The sequence below is a fragment of the Microbacterium sp. MPKO10 genome, from assembly GCF_026107415.2.
GTDB lineage: Bacteria > Actinomycetota > Actinomycetes > Actinomycetales > Microbacteriaceae > Paramicrobacterium.
The window spans coordinates 497,667-512,478 of record NZ_JAPCHX010000002.1 but is presented as its reverse complement, the minus strand read 5'-3'; the positions used below and the strand labels follow the sequence as shown (position 1 = coordinate 512,478).

Here is a 14,812-nt window from a genome sequence, read left to right as displayed (position 1 = left end):
GCTGAGCCACCAGAGACATCAGCAGAAGTTAGATCGCAAAACGAAACTCCACCGAGTTCCGGCACGTACCAACCATTACCTCGAGAGCTCAAAGGCTCCGGCCGCCACTTCCAGGCCACTTTTATAAATACAGCTCAGTACTGTATTGTTATCGGCATGGACGCCAATGACGAAGCAAAACCCGGCCGACCACGCAGCACGGTGGCTGATAGCGCGATCCTGGGCGCGGCCATCGATCTGTTGCTCGACGGCGGAGTTGACTCGGTGAAAGTCGACGTCGTGGCACGTCGCGCCGGGGTGACGCGGGCAACTGTGTACCGCCGCTACTCCACGCGCGAGGATCTCGTGGTCGGCGCGTTCGAGGCGAGCTTTCGGGCCTATCTCGACGGCCCAGCTCTCTCGAAACCGACCGTCGACGAGTTGGTGGCGGACACTGCTGCGGCTATGGCCGACCCACGCGGTCGGGCGCTGCTGCGCCGTGTCATGACGGTTGTGCACGACTACCCCCAGCTCCACGCGCGTTTCCGGCAGACAGGCAGCGACGATCGGGCAGAGTTGCTTCACTCCACGCTCACGCGCGCAGCAGCAGCAGGTCAGTTCCCTGCGGGTAGCGACATCGACGCCATATACACCGTGGTGACGAGCTGCACCAACATGCATCTACTCGCCGAACCTGATGACACACCCGTCGAAGACATCGAGAGGTATCTACACCGGGTGCTTCGCACCGTCGGTTACACCTGCCAAACCCAGAATGCACACCTTGGAGAACGATCATGACCACTGTCATCGACGCATCCGGCCTCGTCAAAAGCTATGGCACGCAGCGCGCGCTGAACGGGCTCGACCTTACTGTCCACCAGGGCGAGGTCCACGGATTCCTGGGGCCGAACGGAGCAGGCAAGTCCACGACGATCCGCATCCTCATGGGTCTGGCCCGACATGAAGCCGGGCGGGTCTCCTTGCTGGGTGGAGATCCATGGCGCGATGCGGTCGAACTCCATCGGCGTGTCGTGCATGTGCCCGGCGACGTCGAGCTCTGGCCCACTCTGACAGGAGGCGAGACCATCGATCTGCTGGGCCGCATGCGCGGTGGCCTGGATGCCACCCGCCGCGATGAGCTCATCGAGAGGTTTGATCTTGATCCTTCGAAGATGGCTCGCTCCTACTCGACGGGGAATCGGCAGAAAGTCGCGCTGGTTGCAGCCTTCGCATCAACCGCTGAGCTTCTCGTCCTCGATGAGCCGACGAGTGGCCTCGACCCCCTTATGGAGCTGATCTTTCAGGACGAGGTGGTCCGCGTTCGCGAACAGGGTCGCACTGTGTTGCTCTCGAGCCATATCCTCGCCGAGGTCGAGCGTCTCGCCGACCGCGTGACGATCGTGCGCGCGGGAGGCACCGTCGAATCCGGCACGCTCGCGGACCTGCGCCATCTCTCAGGCACGTTCATTGCGGCCACGACCGAAAGGAAAGCAACGGGCATTGGTGACATACCTGGGGTCACCGACCTCGAGCAGGACGGTACCGCAGCGCGTTTCCTTGTGACGGACGATGCCCTCGGACTCGCTCTCGAGCATCTCGGAACGTTCGGTCTCGCTTCCCTGACGAGCAACCCTCCGAGCCTGGAAGAGCTGATGCTGCGCCACTATGACAAGGCGGTCAACAATGCGTGATGCTCTGACCGGCACCGGCCTGCTGACCCGCCTCGGCATGCGCCGCGATCGATGGCGTTTGCCGATCTGGACGATCGCGACAGCCGCCTTCGTTCCCCTCTTTTTTGGTTCGCTGGAATCGACAATGAGCGATTTCATCGATGCGCCTGAAGCTTTGGCTGAGATCCGCCCGATGCTCGCCGTGTTCGCCGGTCCGGTCTACGGTACCGAGGGCGGCAGCTTGCAGAGCTACTTCTTCATGTACCAACAGGAGTTTGTTCTCGCTGCGGGGATCATGACGATCCTCATCGTGTTGCGCCACACACGCGGCGAGGAACAGACAGGTCGCGCGGAACTGATGCGCGGTGCCGTCATCGGACGGCATGCCCCGCTCGCATCCGCACTTTCGATCGCTGCGATCGGCAATGGAATACTCGCCGCGCTTCTCTCCCTCGCTGGACTCACAATCGGCCTCGGCACCCATGCGTCGATCTTGTTCGGAATCTCCACCGCAGCGACGGGGTTGTTCTTCGGAGCCGTGACAGCGATCACGGCACAGATCGCAGGAACCACCCGCACCGCGGGCGGAATCGCGGGAATTGTCCTCGCGGCCTCGTCTCTCCTGCGCGGCACATTGGCTGTCTCAGGAAACGACAACCCCACACTGTGGCTGTCGCCGATGGCGTGGCCGAACCTCACACGTCCTGTCACCGATCCGACCTGGTGGCCCGTGATCTTGACCTTCGCCGCCGCTGCGTTGCTCGCAGGGATCGGGTTCGCCCTGTCCACGAGGCGAGACGTCGGCGCGGCCATGACAGCTCCGCGACCGGGACCCTCACGTGCGTCGCGCAACCTGCGCGGCCCCGTGTCCCTCGTCTGGAGGCTTCTACGCGGTTCCTTCCTCTGGTGGACCATAGCTTTGGCAGCACTGGGGCTCGTATGGGGCACGATGTCGTCGACGATGGACGTCGCTGGCGCGAACGGCCTGTTCGGCGAGGGAGACCTTGTACGCAACTACCTCAGCACGATCGCCGTGACGCTGGGATTCCTTGTCAGCGTCTTCGCGCTGACGTCAATAGGTCGCATGCGCTCGGAGGAGGCGTCTGGTCGTCTGGAAGGAGCTCTCGGCACGTCGACCAGCCGCCCGGCCTGGATCGGCGCGTGGCTCGGTGTCACTGCTGGCTCTTCCGCTCTCATGCTGATGGTGACTGGGCTCGCCGTCGGGCTCGGCTCATCAGCTGCCAACGCCGATCCGTCACTGCTGCCCGACATGATCGGTGCCCTCGCGCAACGTCTGCCGGAGGTCCTCGTGATCCTGGCCCTCTCGGGAGCCCTGTACGCGCTGTGGTCGAAATGGCAAGGACTCGCGTGGATTCCTCTCGCCATCAGCATGATCGTCCAATACTTCGGAGCCGTCCTCGGCATGCCCGCACTGCTCACCGCACTGAGCGTTACCCAACACATGCCAGCTCTCCCCGTTGAGGACTTCGCACTCACGCCGCTTCTGGTGGTGTGCTCACTCGCGGCCGTGCTGACGAGCATTGCAATTTGGGCGTTCTCCCGCCGAACCGTCCCCTCTGTATAACGCCCGCACGTGCAACCCTGAAGCAGAGAGTCGCTCGCAGTACAGCATGCGTGAACAGGAGTCATACCTGAACGAGGGTCAGCGCATCCGCGTGCGACGGGGAAACCGTCATGTGTGGACACAGCAGCTTCCCTTGGAGGACGACGTACCCGACTGTCTTCTTGACCGAACGTCTGCTCATGCTCTACACAGAATCTCGCTCGCGCTGGGAGATGGATGCAAGCACGCTCCGCGTGCGGGTCGAAACCGTCGATCGTGCGCCCGGTCTGTTGACCCAGGTCAACGACCAGCTTAGATATTCAGCTTCAAAGGTTCAGTTCGAGAACCGGAACTCCACCACGTCGCCGCGGTTGGCAAACCTCTCCGTCGCTTGCATTGAAGGCTGGTCGGACCCGCGAAGCCCAACACGACCGCGCGGCCAGAGCCCGCCGCGGCACGACACCATCTTTCCCGTTTCCCGCCTCGATGGCGAACGTCCGCGAGCCCCCACACTCCAGCTTCTAACCGCGGGCGACCCCCTCTATCGAACACGAACACGTTGTCCATTGACTTGTTAGTCAACGCTCGATAAACTCGACTGACCAGCAAGTCAATCGAATCCTAGCAAACCCGGAGATCACCATCGCTACCACTTCAGAGCAAGACTCGTTCGCGCGGAAGCTCGCGCCTATGGACGCCGATCGTCGTGCGCGGTTGACGGATGCGGCGCTGCGAGAGTTCGCTGGCGGCTATCACACGGCGAATACGGACGCCATAGCCGAGGCAGCAGGCATCTCAAAGGGACTCATCTTTCACTACTTCGGCACGAAGAAGGGGCTCTTTGTCTATCTGCTGCGCCACTCGGCAGAGGTGATGAATGCTGAGTATGAGCGCGTCACACTCGATTCGCGAGACTTCATCGAGAACGTGCGCGCGGTTACACGTGTCGCCATTCAATCGATCGCGGAACACCCCTTGGTCTATGCCTTCATCGCCAAGGCGCGAATATCGCTGCCCGAGGTTCTTCCCGAGGGCATGCCGGCGGATATTCCTGACTCTGCTGGTGCACTCTTGGGCCACATCATGACGTCTTCAGATGCGACACATTTTCGCGATGACATCGATCCCCAGAAGGCCCAGCAGATTCTGTTGTGGGTGACCAGCGGATTCGCCGCGACCCTCGACAAGTATGGCGACGACCTCGAGGCCTATGCGGAGCACGCGGAGGAGGCCATGACGGAGCTGGACGAGTACTTGGCCGTTCTCCGAAAGATGCTCTACAAGGCCGATGAAACGGAGCAGATATGACCACCGTGATCGACATCGATCGCCTGACCAAGCGCTACGGCACACATCGCGGCATCGACGACGTGAGCTTTGCGGTTGAAGAGAGCGAGATATTCGGCTTCATCGGACCGAATGGTGCCGGTAAGTCCACAACGATTCGCGCCTTGCTTGCTCTCATCCGCCCGACATCCGGAACAGCGCGCATCTTCGGGCGGGACTGCATCCGTGACGCGCCGGAGATCGCCCGACATGTCGGCTACATACCCTCTGAGACGTTCTTCTACGACGGGATGCGTGTGCGCGATCTGCTCGCCTACACGGCACGCCTCTACGGTGTGGATGCAAGCGATCGAATCGCCGAACTCGCATCGCGTATGAAGCTCGACACCACACGGAAGATTCGGGACCTCTCCCTCGGCAACAAGAAGAAGGTCGGCATCGTCGCAGCCCTGCTGCACTCGCCTCGACTTCTTATCCTCGATGAGCCGACGAGCGGCCTCGACCCGCTCATGCAGCGCACCCTGTTCGAGATTCTGGACGAGGAGAACAATCGAGGGGTCACGATCTTGTTCTCATCGCATGTACTCAGCGAAGTGCAGGCGATGTGCGATCGGGTCGCGATTTTGAAAGAGGGGCGCGTTCTGGAGATCCAGAGTATCGATGATCTGCGCAAGCGCAGCTTCAAGCACGTGCGCGTGCGCACAACCACACCAATCCCCGAGCACGCCTTGAATATTGAGGGCGTATCCGACCTGTCCCACGCTGATGCATGGACAAGTTTCATCTATCACGGCGACTTTACACGGATGTTCGATGTCGTCCACGGGTTGCACCCAGAGGACGTGCTGATATCCGAACCGTCACTGGATGAGATTTTCCTGCACTACTACCAGTGAGAAGAGCATGACTGTTTTTCTGTCTGAACTCCGCCAGTATCGCCGATCCCTCGTTGCATGGGCGGTGGGTTTCGCGATCGCGATCCTGTTCCTGTATCCGGTATTCGAGTCGATCATCGCCGGAAATGCCGATGATCGCGCTGAACTCGAAGCTCTGCTCGAAGGAAATCCGACTACGCAAGCGCTCGGTGTCGATCCTCAGTACTTTTTCACTTCACTCGGTGTCTACGCGCTTCTCATCGCCTTCCTGCTGCTGCCCGCAGCGGTTCAGGGGGCAGGTATCGGCCTTGGGATCATCACCAAGGAGAACGTTCAGAACACTGCGGACTTCCTGCTGACCAAGCCCATCTCGCGCGCTGGTGTGTACCTTTCCAAGGGCGCAGCAGCGATGGTCGCTCTGTTCGTCACCTCGACGGTCTTCCTCGCAGCATCGCTGGTTGCGTTGATCGGCAACGACTTCGCCATCGACCACTTCGTGCTGCTCTTCCTTGTCTTCCCTCTCGTCCAGCTCTTCTTTCTTGTGCTCGGCATGACGATCGGTACCTTGGTTTCGCGATTGAGCGCGCCGCTCCCTGTGGCCCTCGGGATCGCTTTCGTGCTGTATGTCGTCGGAATGTTCGCGAGCGTCGCACAGAGCAACGCTGCCCGAGCATTCTCCCCCTACAAGTACTTCCCCAGCGGCGACGTTCTCTCGGGGCAGGGATATGCCCCACTGTTCGTCATTCTCTATGTCGGTTGGTTGGCCGCGCTAGGCGTCATCGGGTTCTTCATATTCGTCCGCAAGGACGTCCCCACGGCGCGTTGAAAGGAATCGCAATGAACGCAGTCTTCCGACACGAGATGCGAGCGAACCGCAAGCCTCTCATCGGTTGGAGCGCCGTCATGGTGTTCCTCGTCATCATCGGCGCGGCCGAGTACCCTGTCGTAGTCGGCATGGGCGATCAGCTCAGGGAGATCGTCGAGGCCATGCCCCGAATCATGCGCCTGATCTTCGGCTTGGATGCACAGCCCATCACGACGCCGCTGGGCTACTATGCCGCCCTCTACCCCTGGTACGCACTCGTCGCCTGCGCGCACGCCGCGATCCTCGGGGCCACAATCATGGCGAAGGAGGAGCGCGATCGCACCGCAGACTTCCTGTTCACGAAGCCGTTCGCCCGTTCGCAGATCGTCAGCGCAAAGCTGTTTGCAGCATCGCTCAACATCATCACGATCACACTAGTCACTGCAGCACTCGCCCTTGTGACGACCAACCCTGACGGCGAGATCACCGGGCAGATTCTGTTGAGCATGTTGGGAATGCTGCTCGCACAACTTGCGTTCTTCGGCATAGCCTTCCTGATCTCCGCCATCACTCAGAACGCGCGCGTGGCTCTGGCTATCTCCGTCTTCGTCGTCGCAATCGGATACGGGCTCGCCATCACTGTTGAGTACGTCGGAAGCATCGACATTCTCGGCCCGATCTCTCCGTTCCGTTATGTGCCCGCCACCGATGCACTGGCGGGACGAATCGAGCCGATTCCGGTCATGATCGGACTCATCGTCACGCTCGGCACAGCCCTGTTGGCATCGAGACGATGGAAAGAGCGCGACCTGCACGCGTAAGGGCACATCTACAGGACCCCGGGCAAGCCCCTCCCCGAGGCCACCGGTGATTCAGCCCTCGAGACCCGCCACAGATATTGGATCGGAACTCGACGTCAAGCTCACACCCGGTCGCAAGATATTTTTAGACGTTAAACCGGAACTCCACCGAGTTCCGGTACAGAAGACCATCTGGGAGAGCGCCGGTTGGGCTACTGTCAACGCCGACCGCGCCGACAGCCAGTATCACCCGTTGCCGACGTTGAGTGCCGCGAGCTGATCCGGCGTCCCGGACACGACGAGACGCAGATCGGCATGACTGTCGTCGACGACCCAGTCGACGAACGAGCAGCAGGCGCTCTCGGTCGCGACGAGCTTGCTCAAGCGTCGCACAGAGTCGTCGGTCCTCTCGTAGCAGACAACGAGCTCGGCATCGCTGCGTTCGACACCGAGGGCGTACTCGGCGTCGAAGGCTCGCCATTTCTCGACCTGCGCCCCGCCTGTATCCGGGCCGAGCGCGCACGCGATCGGCAGTCCGTTCAGCGGTCCGATGTGGGTCATGGGCGTTCCTCCTTCGATCAGCATGCATCTGCGGCGCAGCAGGCGTCCTCGCATGCGTCCACCTCCTGCTCACCGTTGAGGACGGCGACTGGCGCGGCGCAGCAGGCGTCGCCCTTCCACGCCTCGACACCCTCGCGGACGGCGAAGACCGCGATGACAAGCGCGGCGACGGAGTCGGCCCACGCCCAGCCGAGCAGGCTGTTGAGCAGCAGGCCGGCCAGCAAGGCCGCGGACAGGTAGGTGCAGATCAGCGTCTGCTTGGAGTCCGCCACCGCGGATGCCGATCCGAGCTCGCGGCCGGTGCGGCGCTCGAACCAGCTCAGGAACGGCATCACGGCCAGGCTCAGGGCAGCGATCGCGATGCCGACCAGCGAGTGCTCCGGCTCGCGCAGTCCGAGCAGGGTGAGAACCGCGTCCACGCTCACGTAGGCGGCGAGGGCGAAGAACGACAGTGCGATGACCCGGAGGGCGACCTTCTCGCGCTTCTCGGGGTCGGGCGCGGCGAACTGCCAGGCGACCGCAGCGGCGGAGAGCACCTCGACGATGGAGTCGAGGCCGAAGCCGATGAGCGCGGCCGACGAGGCGGCGTGGCCGGCGATTAGTGCGACGACTGACTCGATGACGTTCCAAGTGATCGCGATCGCGACGACGATGCGGATCCGTCGCCGGAGGACGTCCCGACGGTCGTCCGTGAGCACTGCGGCGGTCACCGGACGACTCCCGCGTCGCAGCAGCCCGGCACCGAGCACTGCGGGTCCATGCACGGGACGCTCTCGTCGACGGCGAGGGTGACGTCGACGAGCGCCGAGAGCGCGACGGCGATGTGCGGGTCGGCGATCTCGTAGCGGGTCTGCCTGCCCTCGGGCTCGGCGACGACGATGCCGCAGCCGCGCAGGCAGGACAGGTGGTTGGAGACGTTCGTGCGGGTGAGTTCGAGGTCGCGGGCGAGCTTCGCCGGGTATCCGGGCTCGTAGAGCAGGGCGAGCAGGATGCGGGATCGGGTCGGGTCGGCCATGGCGCGGCCCAGCCGGTTCATGACGTCGACGCGCGAGGCAATGGTCAGCACATAATGACCATACAGCAGTTGCTGACCTATTGGCTACTCCTGGTCGAGTCCCGCCGCGGTCCCCGCGAAGGCCCGGAACGCGCACTCCGACCGGCAGGGCTCGTCGCTGTCCGGGCAGGCGTCGACGTGGGCCTGCGCTGCACTCAGCTGCTGCTGCAGCTCAGTCAGGATCCTCAGCCGCCGCTCGACGGCGGCGATCTGCTCGGCCAGCAGCGGCTGCAGCGCGGCTTTGACGCCGGTGCAGGTTCCCGTGTCGGCGAGCTCGAGGAGCCGGCGGATCTCGGGCAGCTCGAGGCCGAGCCGCTTGGCCGCGGCGATGAAGTCGAGGCGTTCGAGATGGCCCTCGTCGAAGTCGCGGTATCCGTTCGGGCTCCGGCGCGCGGCGAGGATGCCGAGGCGCTCGTAGTAGCGCAGGGTGCTCGCCGGCACCCCGCTGCGCTCGGCGACCTCGGAGATCTTCATGCTTCGAGCCTATGCTTCGCCGGCTTGACCTTCAACCTGGGTTTAAGGTCTAACGTTCTTCTGGAGGCGGGATTTCCCGCCCTTGAACATGATGAGGGCGAACAGATGCAGATGAGCGTGGAGTGGATGGAGCGGCACCAGGTGGCGCTCTACGTCGTGGGCCTGGCCCTCGGGGCCGCCGTCGGACTGGCCTGGCCCGCGGTCGCCCACCCCGCCGAGCTGGCGATCCACCCCGTGCTCGCTCTGCTGCTCTACGCCACGTTCCTCGGCATCCCCTTCGGCAGGATCGGGCACGCCTTCCGCGACTGGCGATTCCTCTCGACGATCCTCGTCGTGAACTTCATGCTGGTGCCCGCGATCGTGTGGCTGCTGTCGCGGATCGTGGCTCACGACCAGGTGCTCCTCGTCGGGGTGCTGTTCGTGCTGCTGACCCCATGCATCGACTACGTGATCGTCTTCACAGGACTCGCTGGCGGCGACAAGGAGAAGCTCCTGGCCGCGGCCCCGCTGCTCATGCTCGCCCAGATGCTCCTGCTGCCCGTGTACCTGTGGCTATTCGTCGGCTCGGAGTTCGTCGGCTCCGTCGAGTTCGGGCCCTTCGTCGAGGCGTTCATCCTCATCATCGCCCTGCCGCTGGTCGCCGCGGCGCTCACGCAGCTCGCCGCCGCTCGCACCCGCATCGGGCGGAGGGTCGAGGAGGCCGTCATGGGTTCGATGGTGCCGCTCATGGTCGCCACTCTCGCGGTCGTCGTCGCCTCGCAGGTCGCGGGAGTCGGGGCGAGGATCGGCTCGCTGCTCCTGGCGCTGCCCGTCTACGTCCTCTTCGCCGCCGTCATGGTGCCGGTCGGCATGCTGGCCGGCAGGGCCGCCGGGCTGGACGTACCTGGGAGGCGCGCAGTCGTGTTCAGCGGTGCGACCCGGAATTCTCTCGTCGTGCTGCCGCTGGTCCTCGCCCTTCCCGCGACGTTCGACCTGGCCCCGCTCGTCGTGGTCACACAGACGCTGGTCGAACTGGTCGTCATGGTGGTCTTCGTGCGCCTCGTACCTTGCCTTGTGCCGGACCAGTCCCGCCCGAGTGCCTCTGTGCGCTAAAATTGTCCGTATGGACAGTCCAGTTGGACAAGACCCGCAGGGGCACGGCGCGACGACGCGAGGCAGGCTGTTGGCTGCCGCGGCCGACCTCATCGCCGAGATGGGGTGGGGAAGGGTCACGACCCGCGCCGTCGCCGAGCGTGCGGGACTGCCGCACGGCGCGGTCAGTTATCACTTCCGTGGGAAGCAGTCGATGCTGGTCGAGGCGGCCGCGGCGGCGGTCGAGGAGATGTTCCCCGACTCCGAGCTCACCGCGGTGGAGTCGGTCGAGGAACTCTTCGCGTGGACGAGCGAAGCCGGTGCGGGCTCGGCGCGGGCCGGTGTGCTGCTCGAGGCGATGCGCGAGGCCTCGCGGGACGAGCAGCTGCGAGATCGGATAGCCGCCGTTCTGGGCCGCCTCCGCCTGCGGGTCGCCGAGATCGTCGCCGTCGAGGGCGGCTCGTCCCCCCGCCCCGCTGGGTCGACGGCGGCCGACGTCGCGACCGCGATCGTCGCGGCCGGCGACGGTCTGTGGCTGCACAGCCTGCTCGATCCTCGCCTCGACGTCTCCGGGGCGACGGCAGCGCTCAGCCGTCTGGCGAAGCCGGGCACCGAGGAGGGCCGCCGGTGATGGTCGAGGCGAACCCGGTTGAGCCGGAGGGGCACGGGCCCCGCCGACGCGCGGCCGCACGGCCTCTGCTGCTCGCCGCAGCGACCTTCGTCGTGGTCCTGGACCTGGCAGGGATTGTCATCCTCCTCCCGTCTATCCAGGCCGAGTTCGGCTCCGGCATCGCGGAGTCGACGTGGGTCGTCGCCGCGTTCGTCATCGTGGCCGCAGCGGCGATCCCCGTGGGGGCGCGGGCGACGGCGATCCTCGACGCGCGCAGCGTGCTGCTGGCCGGACTTCTCGGCTTCGGCCTGGCCTCGGCCGTCGCCGCGTTCGCGCCCACCATCTCGGTACTCCTCGCGGCCCGCGCCGCACAAGGGCTTGGCGCGGGCCTCGTGGAGCCGGCCGTGCATCGTCTCGTGCGCGGAGGCGACACTGGTCCCGATGCCAAGCAGGCCACCCAGACGCAGGCACTGGCCGCTCTGCTCGCGGCGGCGCTGGGCCCGGTCCTGCCCGCAGCGCTGGCGGCGGCGACGAGCTGGCGCGCGCTGTTCGGCCTGGACGTCGTGCTCGCGGTCGTGACGGCCGCGGCGGTCTGGAGGGCGCTTCCGCCTGCTCGGGCTGCGGGAGGCCGGTCCTCGGTCCTGATGCGCGACGCACTTGAGGCCGTGATCGCCGCGGCGGCAGCGGCGACCCTGTTCTTCGCCGTGATCGACGGCGCGCGGCTCGACGCGAGTCCCGTCGCCCTCGCCGCGGCTTTGGTCATCGCGCTCGGTCTCCTCGCGGCGCTGGCCGTCGCCGGGGCACGACGCCGCCGTCCGCTGCTGTTGCTGCGACTGCTGCGCCGCCGCCGCTTCGCTGCCGGCAACGTCGTCAGGGGGCTCACGGAGTTCGCCAGCCTGGGTGTGTTCTTCCCCTTGTCCGGGTACCTCCAGGACGACCTCGGGCACTCGCCGTTGAGTGCTGGCCTACTCCTGATGCCCATCGTCCTGGGCGCTCTGTTCACTGCCCCGGTCGCCGAGAGGTACGCGGGGCGGGTCCACGCCGCATGGTTCCTTGTGCCCGGACTCGTGTGCACCGCGGCCGGCGTCGTCTGGCTCGGGCACGTCACGCCGGGAATGCCCTGGTGGTTCGTCCTCGCTCCGCTGGCGATCGTCGGGGCCGGCATCGGTGCCGTCGAGTCGCCCGCCGAAGCGGTCGTCGCCTCTGACACGCCTGCTGGAGCTGAGGAAGCGGCCTGGTCCCTCGGGCGCATGTTCTATCTCCTCGGCATCGGGGCCGGCGTCGCCGTTGTCTCGGCGGTGTGGCAGGCGATCGGCGTTGACGTGGCATCCGGAGTCAACAGCGCGCTGCTCGTCTGCGCGGCGGCCGCGCTCGTCGGGGCTGCAATCGCGGCGGTGGGCACCATCGGGCATTCTCGGGCAACATCCTGAACGAGCCTCGCACCACGCGGCCATCATGACCAACTGGTCCGTACTCCCACGACGGACCGCAGCTCGCTCGGCGTCAATCTCCTCGACATACCCCGCCCAGAGTGCTGTTGAAAGTCGCTCACACCCGGTCGCGCCCAGTCCAGAATGTGCCGGGGAGTCAGATGTCAGGTTGAAAATCTCCACTCCACCACGTCACCATCGCGCATCACGTAGTCCTTGCCCTCCACGCGGGCCTTACCCTTGGCGCGCGCCTCGGCGACCGAACCGGTCTCGACGAGATCATCGAACGAGATGACCTCAGCCTTGATGAAGCCCTTCTCAAAGTCGGTGTGAATGACCCCAGCCGCCTGCGGCGCCTTCCAGCCCTTGCCGATCGTCCAGGCACGCGCTTCTTTCGGCCCCGCCGTCAGATACGTCTGCAATCCCAGCGTGTCAAAGCCCACACGCGCCAGCTGGTCGAGCCCCGATTCGTCTTGCCCTGTGGAGGCCAGCAGCTCGGCGGCATCCTCTGGGTCAAGATCGATCAGCTCTGACTCGATCTTCGCGTCGAGGAAGACAGCCTCGGCCGGAGCGACAAGCGCGGCAAGCTCCTGCTTCTTGGCAGCATCCGTCAAAATCTCCTCGTCGACATTGAAGACGTAGATAAATGGCTTCGCAGTGAGGAGCCCGAGTTCTTTGATGGGGTCGAGATCGACGGATGCCGCAGACAGCGGCGTTCCCGCCTGCAGAACCTCCTGCGCCTCTTTTGCCGCAGCGAGCACCTCCGGCCCGATCTTCTTGCCACGCGCCTCTTTCTCATACCGCGCAATCGCGCGCTCGAGCGTCTCGAGATCGGCGAGAATCAACTCGGTGTTGATGGTCTCCATGTCAGACTGCGGGTCGATCTTGCCGTCGACATGCACGACGTCACCATCGTGGAAACCGCGCACGACCTCGGCGATCGCGTCTGCCTCACGGATGTTGGCCAAGAACTTGTTGCCAAGCCCCTCGCCCTCGCTCGCGCCGCGCACGATACCGGCGATGTCGACGAACGACACTGTCGCAGGGAGGATGCGCTCGCTGCCGAAGATTGTCGCGAGAACGTCAAGGCGTCCGTCCGGCAGGTTGACCACGCCCACGTTCGGCTCGATGGTCGCAAACGGATAGTTTGCCGCGAGCACCTCGTTCTTGGTCAGTGCATTGAACAGGGTTGATTTGCCGACGTTGGGAAGTCCGACGATTCCGATAGTGAGAGCCACGAGGCTCTATCGTACCGGTGCGAAGCGACAGGCGCGCATTCGTCCCGTCGTTGTCGGTGCCTCCTGAGAACATGTGAGCATGGACGCAACGCTCCCCCTCATCATCGGTCTCGTCATCGGTGCCCTTGTCGGCGCAGCCCTCGCCTGGGCGGTGTTCCTGATCCGCGCGAAAAGCGGGGCGGATGCTACCAACCCCGCCGTTCTTGAGGCACGCCATGCTCAGCAGCTGCAGGCCGTGCGCGCCGAGGAGTCAGCCGCCCGCGCAGATCTGCAGGCAGATCTTGCGCGCATGGAGGCCACGGCCGAACAGTTGAACACGCAGGTGACGCAACTCACCCGTGAGCGCGAGCAGCGTGCCGAACGCGACAAAGCAGAGAATTCACTTCTGCAGGCGATCGCACCCGTGCGACAGAGTCTTCAGGACATGCAGCGCACGGTCACCGAGCTGGAAGAACAGCGGCAGAAGCAACACGGCGAGCTCTCACAGCAGCTGAAGACGGCCGCGCAGTCAGAGGAGCACTTGCGCCAGACCGCCGATTCGCTCGCAGCGGCCCTCAGCAACAACTCGGTGCGCGGGGTCTGGGGCGAGACGCAGCTGCGCAGCGTCGTCGAGGCGGCCGGGCTGATTGAGCGCGTCGACTTCGACGTTCAGACATCGATTTCCTCGGACGCCGGTGCCGGACGACCCGACATGGTCGTTCACCTGCCCGGCGGCAAGAGCATTGCTGTCGATTCGAAAGTGCCGATGGGCTCGTATCTCGAGGCAAGCGCCATCCCCGTGACGGCAACGGGAGACGAGGGCGCACGTCGCCAAAAGCTGCTTGCCGCACACGTCAAGGCGGTCCGCGACCATATCACCGCCCTCGGCGGCAAGGCCTACTGGGACGGCCTCGACGCAAGCCCAGAGCTGGTGATCGCATTCATCCCCAGTGAGTCGCTGGTCTCCAGCGCGCTCGAAGCCGATCCAACGCTCATGGAGTTTGCATTCGGCAAGCGCGTCGCCCTTGCCTCGCCGGTCACGCTCTGGTCTGTGCTCAAAACCGTCGCATTCAGCTGGCAGCAGGAACTCATCACCGCCGAGGCGAAGCAGCTGTTCGACCTCAGCCGCGAACTGTACTCACGCCTCAGCACGATGGCCGGGCATATCGACAAGCTCGGCCGTTCGGTCCGGTCGACCGTCACCGATTACAACCGCTTCGTCGGCTCGCTCGAGCGCACCGTTCTGCCCTCGGCGCGCAAGCTCAACAAGATGGACGAGTCGAGGCTCATCCCGGCGTTGGGCGATGTCGAAGAGGCACCGCGCGAGCTGGTCGCTGACGAGCTGGTGGCCGAGCTCGACGCCGCCGCGCTCGAGGAACGTCGCTCGGCAGCATCCGATGACGTCTAAATGG

At 64.6% G+C, this 14,812-nt stretch carries 16 protein-coding genes; 11 read left to right on the top strand and 5 right to left on the bottom strand.

From position 1 onward, the window contains the following. Nucleotides 1–156: 156 nt before the first annotated feature. The 7 genes from OK352_RS06950 (at nucleotide 157) to OK352_RS06920 (ending at nucleotide 7,004) form a co-directional block, all read left to right on the top strand. Nucleotides 157–780 (top strand): TetR/AcrR family transcriptional regulator, encoded by a 624-nt coding sequence (locus OK352_RS06950; protein ID WP_265140714.1) that lies wholly within the window; start codon nucleotides 157–159, stop codon nucleotides 778–780. Then, nucleotides 777–1,673, top strand: coding sequence for an ABC transporter ATP-binding protein (locus OK352_RS06945; protein ID WP_015069808.1), 897 nt, complete (start codon nucleotides 777–779; stop codon nucleotides 1,671–1,673). The genes OK352_RS06950 and OK352_RS06945 overlap by 4 nt, the downstream gene beginning before the upstream one ends. Further along, a complete protein-coding gene (locus tag OK352_RS06940) occupies nucleotides 1,666–3,237 on the top strand; it encodes an ABC transporter permease (protein WP_265140713.1) in 1,572 nt (523 codons plus the stop codon). The genes OK352_RS06945 and OK352_RS06940 overlap by 8 nt, the downstream gene beginning before the upstream one ends. A 669-nt stretch (nucleotides 3,238–3,906) precedes the next feature. Then, a complete protein-coding gene (locus tag OK352_RS06935; protein ID WP_265140712.1) occupies nucleotides 3,907–4,524 on the top strand; it encodes a TetR/AcrR family transcriptional regulator in 618 nt (205 codons plus the stop codon). Continuing rightward, nucleotides 4,521–5,399: an ABC transporter ATP-binding protein gene (locus OK352_RS06930; protein ID WP_265140711.1), complete on the top strand. Its 879-nt coding sequence runs from the start codon at nucleotides 4,521–4,523 to the stop codon at nucleotides 5,397–5,399. The genes OK352_RS06935 and OK352_RS06930 overlap by 4 nt, the downstream gene beginning before the upstream one ends. A gap of 7 nt (nucleotides 5,400–5,406) precedes the next feature. Further along, complete coding sequence (locus tag OK352_RS06925; protein WP_265140710.1) at nucleotides 5,407–6,204, top strand: ABC transporter permease subunit; 798 nt, start codon at nucleotides 5,407–5,409, stop codon at nucleotides 6,202–6,204. An 11-nt stretch (nucleotides 6,205–6,215) separates the two neighbouring features. Then, nucleotides 6,216–7,004, top strand: coding sequence for an ABC transporter permease (locus OK352_RS06920; protein ID WP_265140709.1), 789 nt, complete (start codon nucleotides 6,216–6,218; stop codon nucleotides 7,002–7,004). A 225-nt stretch (nucleotides 7,005–7,229) separates the two neighbouring features. Here the strand turns inward: OK352_RS06920 and OK352_RS06915 are convergent, their stop codons facing one another. Genes OK352_RS06915 through OK352_RS06900 form a run of 4 tightly spaced genes read right to left on the bottom strand, consistent with a single transcriptional unit; the run spans nucleotide 7,230 to nucleotide 9,072 of the window. After that, nucleotides 7,230–7,544, bottom strand: coding sequence for a hypothetical protein (locus tag OK352_RS06915; RefSeq protein WP_265140708.1), 315 nt, complete (start codon nucleotides 7,542–7,544; stop codon nucleotides 7,230–7,232). A gap of 17 nt (nucleotides 7,545–7,561) precedes the next feature. Then, a complete protein-coding gene (locus OK352_RS06910) occupies nucleotides 7,562–8,254 on the bottom strand; it encodes a cation efflux transmembrane domain-containing protein (RefSeq protein ID WP_265140707.1) in 693 nt (230 codons plus the stop codon). After that, nucleotides 8,251–8,610 carry a Cd(II)/Pb(II)-sensing metalloregulatory transcriptional regulator CmtR gene (locus OK352_RS06905; protein WP_265140706.1) on the bottom strand — a complete coding sequence of 120 codons (360 nt, stop codon included), beginning with the start codon at nucleotides 8,608–8,610 and terminating at the stop codon, nucleotides 8,251–8,253. The genes OK352_RS06910 and OK352_RS06905 overlap by 4 nt, the downstream gene beginning before the upstream one ends. A 33-nt stretch (nucleotides 8,611–8,643) precedes the next feature. Continuing rightward, the gene (locus OK352_RS06900; RefSeq protein WP_265140705.1) at nucleotides 8,644–9,072 is read right to left on the bottom strand and encodes a MerR family transcriptional regulator; all 429 of its coding nucleotides are present in this window, start codon (nucleotides 9,070–9,072) and stop codon (nucleotides 8,644–8,646) included. Nucleotides 9,073–9,177: 105 nt separating this feature from the next. Between OK352_RS06900 and OK352_RS06895 the strand changes: the two genes are divergently transcribed. From OK352_RS06895 to OK352_RS06885, 3 genes are read left to right on the top strand one after another with little or no spacing between them, the layout of a single operon-like run. Continuing rightward, entirely contained in the window at nucleotides 9,178–10,164 is a 987-nt protein-coding gene (locus OK352_RS06895) for an arsenic resistance protein (RefSeq protein ID WP_265140704.1), read from the top strand. 10 nt (nucleotides 10,165–10,174) lie between these two features. Continuing rightward, complete coding sequence (locus OK352_RS06890; RefSeq protein WP_265140703.1) at nucleotides 10,175–10,774, top strand: TetR/AcrR family transcriptional regulator; 600 nt, start codon at nucleotides 10,175–10,177, stop codon at nucleotides 10,772–10,774. After that, nucleotides 10,774–12,183 (top strand): MFS transporter, encoded by a 1,410-nt coding sequence (locus OK352_RS06885; RefSeq protein WP_265140846.1) that lies wholly within the window; start codon nucleotides 10,774–10,776, stop codon nucleotides 12,181–12,183. The genes OK352_RS06890 and OK352_RS06885 overlap by 1 nt, the downstream gene beginning before the upstream one ends. Before the next feature lie 164 nt (nucleotides 12,184–12,347). Here the strand turns inward: OK352_RS06885 and ychF are convergent, their stop codons facing one another. Continuing rightward, on the bottom strand, nucleotides 12,348–13,421 hold the full coding sequence (gene ychF / locus OK352_RS06880) for a redox-regulated ATPase YchF (protein WP_265140702.1): 1,074 nt from the start codon (nucleotides 13,419–13,421) through the stop codon (nucleotides 12,348–12,350). A 79-nt stretch (nucleotides 13,422–13,500) separates the two neighbouring features. Here ychF and rmuC point away from each other — a divergent pair, with 79 nt between their 5' ends. After that, nucleotides 13,501–14,808: a DNA recombination protein RmuC gene (gene rmuC, locus OK352_RS06875; protein ID WP_265140701.1), complete on the top strand. Its 1,308-nt coding sequence runs from the start codon at nucleotides 13,501–13,503 to the stop codon at nucleotides 14,806–14,808. Nucleotides 14,809–14,812 lie beyond the last annotated feature (4 nt).

Coding starts and splice junctions, on each gene's coding strand:
- rmuC (WP_265140701.1), top strand. CDS start 13,501: ATGGACGCAACGCTCCCCCTCATCATCGGTCTCGTCATCGGTGCCCTT.
- OK352_RS06945 (WP_015069808.1), top strand. CDS start 777: ATGACCACTGTCATCGACGCATCCGGCCTCGTCAAAAGCTATGGCACG.
- OK352_RS06890 (WP_265140703.1), top strand. CDS start 10,175: ATGGACAGTCCAGTTGGACAAGACCCGCAGGGGCACGGCGCGACGACG.
- OK352_RS06885 (WP_265140846.1), top strand. CDS start 10,774: ATGGTCGAGGCGAACCCGGTTGAGCCGGAGGGGCACGGGCCCCGCCGA.
- OK352_RS06930 (WP_265140711.1), top strand. CDS start 4,521: ATGACCACCGTGATCGACATCGATCGCCTGACCAAGCGCTACGGCACA.
- OK352_RS06940 (WP_265140713.1), top strand. CDS start 1,666: ATGCGTGATGCTCTGACCGGCACCGGCCTGCTGACCCGCCTCGGCATG.
- OK352_RS06895 (WP_265140704.1), top strand. CDS start 9,178: ATGCAGATGAGCGTGGAGTGGATGGAGCGGCACCAGGTGGCGCTCTAC.
- OK352_RS06925 (WP_265140710.1), top strand. CDS start 5,407: ATGACTGTTTTTCTGTCTGAACTCCGCCAGTATCGCCGATCCCTCGTT.
- OK352_RS06920 (WP_265140709.1), top strand. CDS start 6,216: ATGAACGCAGTCTTCCGACACGAGATGCGAGCGAACCGCAAGCCTCTC.
- OK352_RS06915 (WP_265140708.1), bottom strand. CDS start 7,544: ATGACCCACATCGGACCGCTGAACGGACTGCCGATCGCGTGCGCGCTC.
- OK352_RS06900 (WP_265140705.1), bottom strand. CDS start 9,072: ATGAAGATCTCCGAGGTCGCCGAGCGCAGCGGGGTGCCGGCGAGCACC.
- OK352_RS06950 (WP_265140714.1), top strand. CDS start 157: ATGGACGCCAATGACGAAGCAAAACCCGGCCGACCACGCAGCACGGTG.
- OK352_RS06935 (WP_265140712.1), top strand. CDS start 3,907: ATGGACGCCGATCGTCGTGCGCGGTTGACGGATGCGGCGCTGCGAGAG.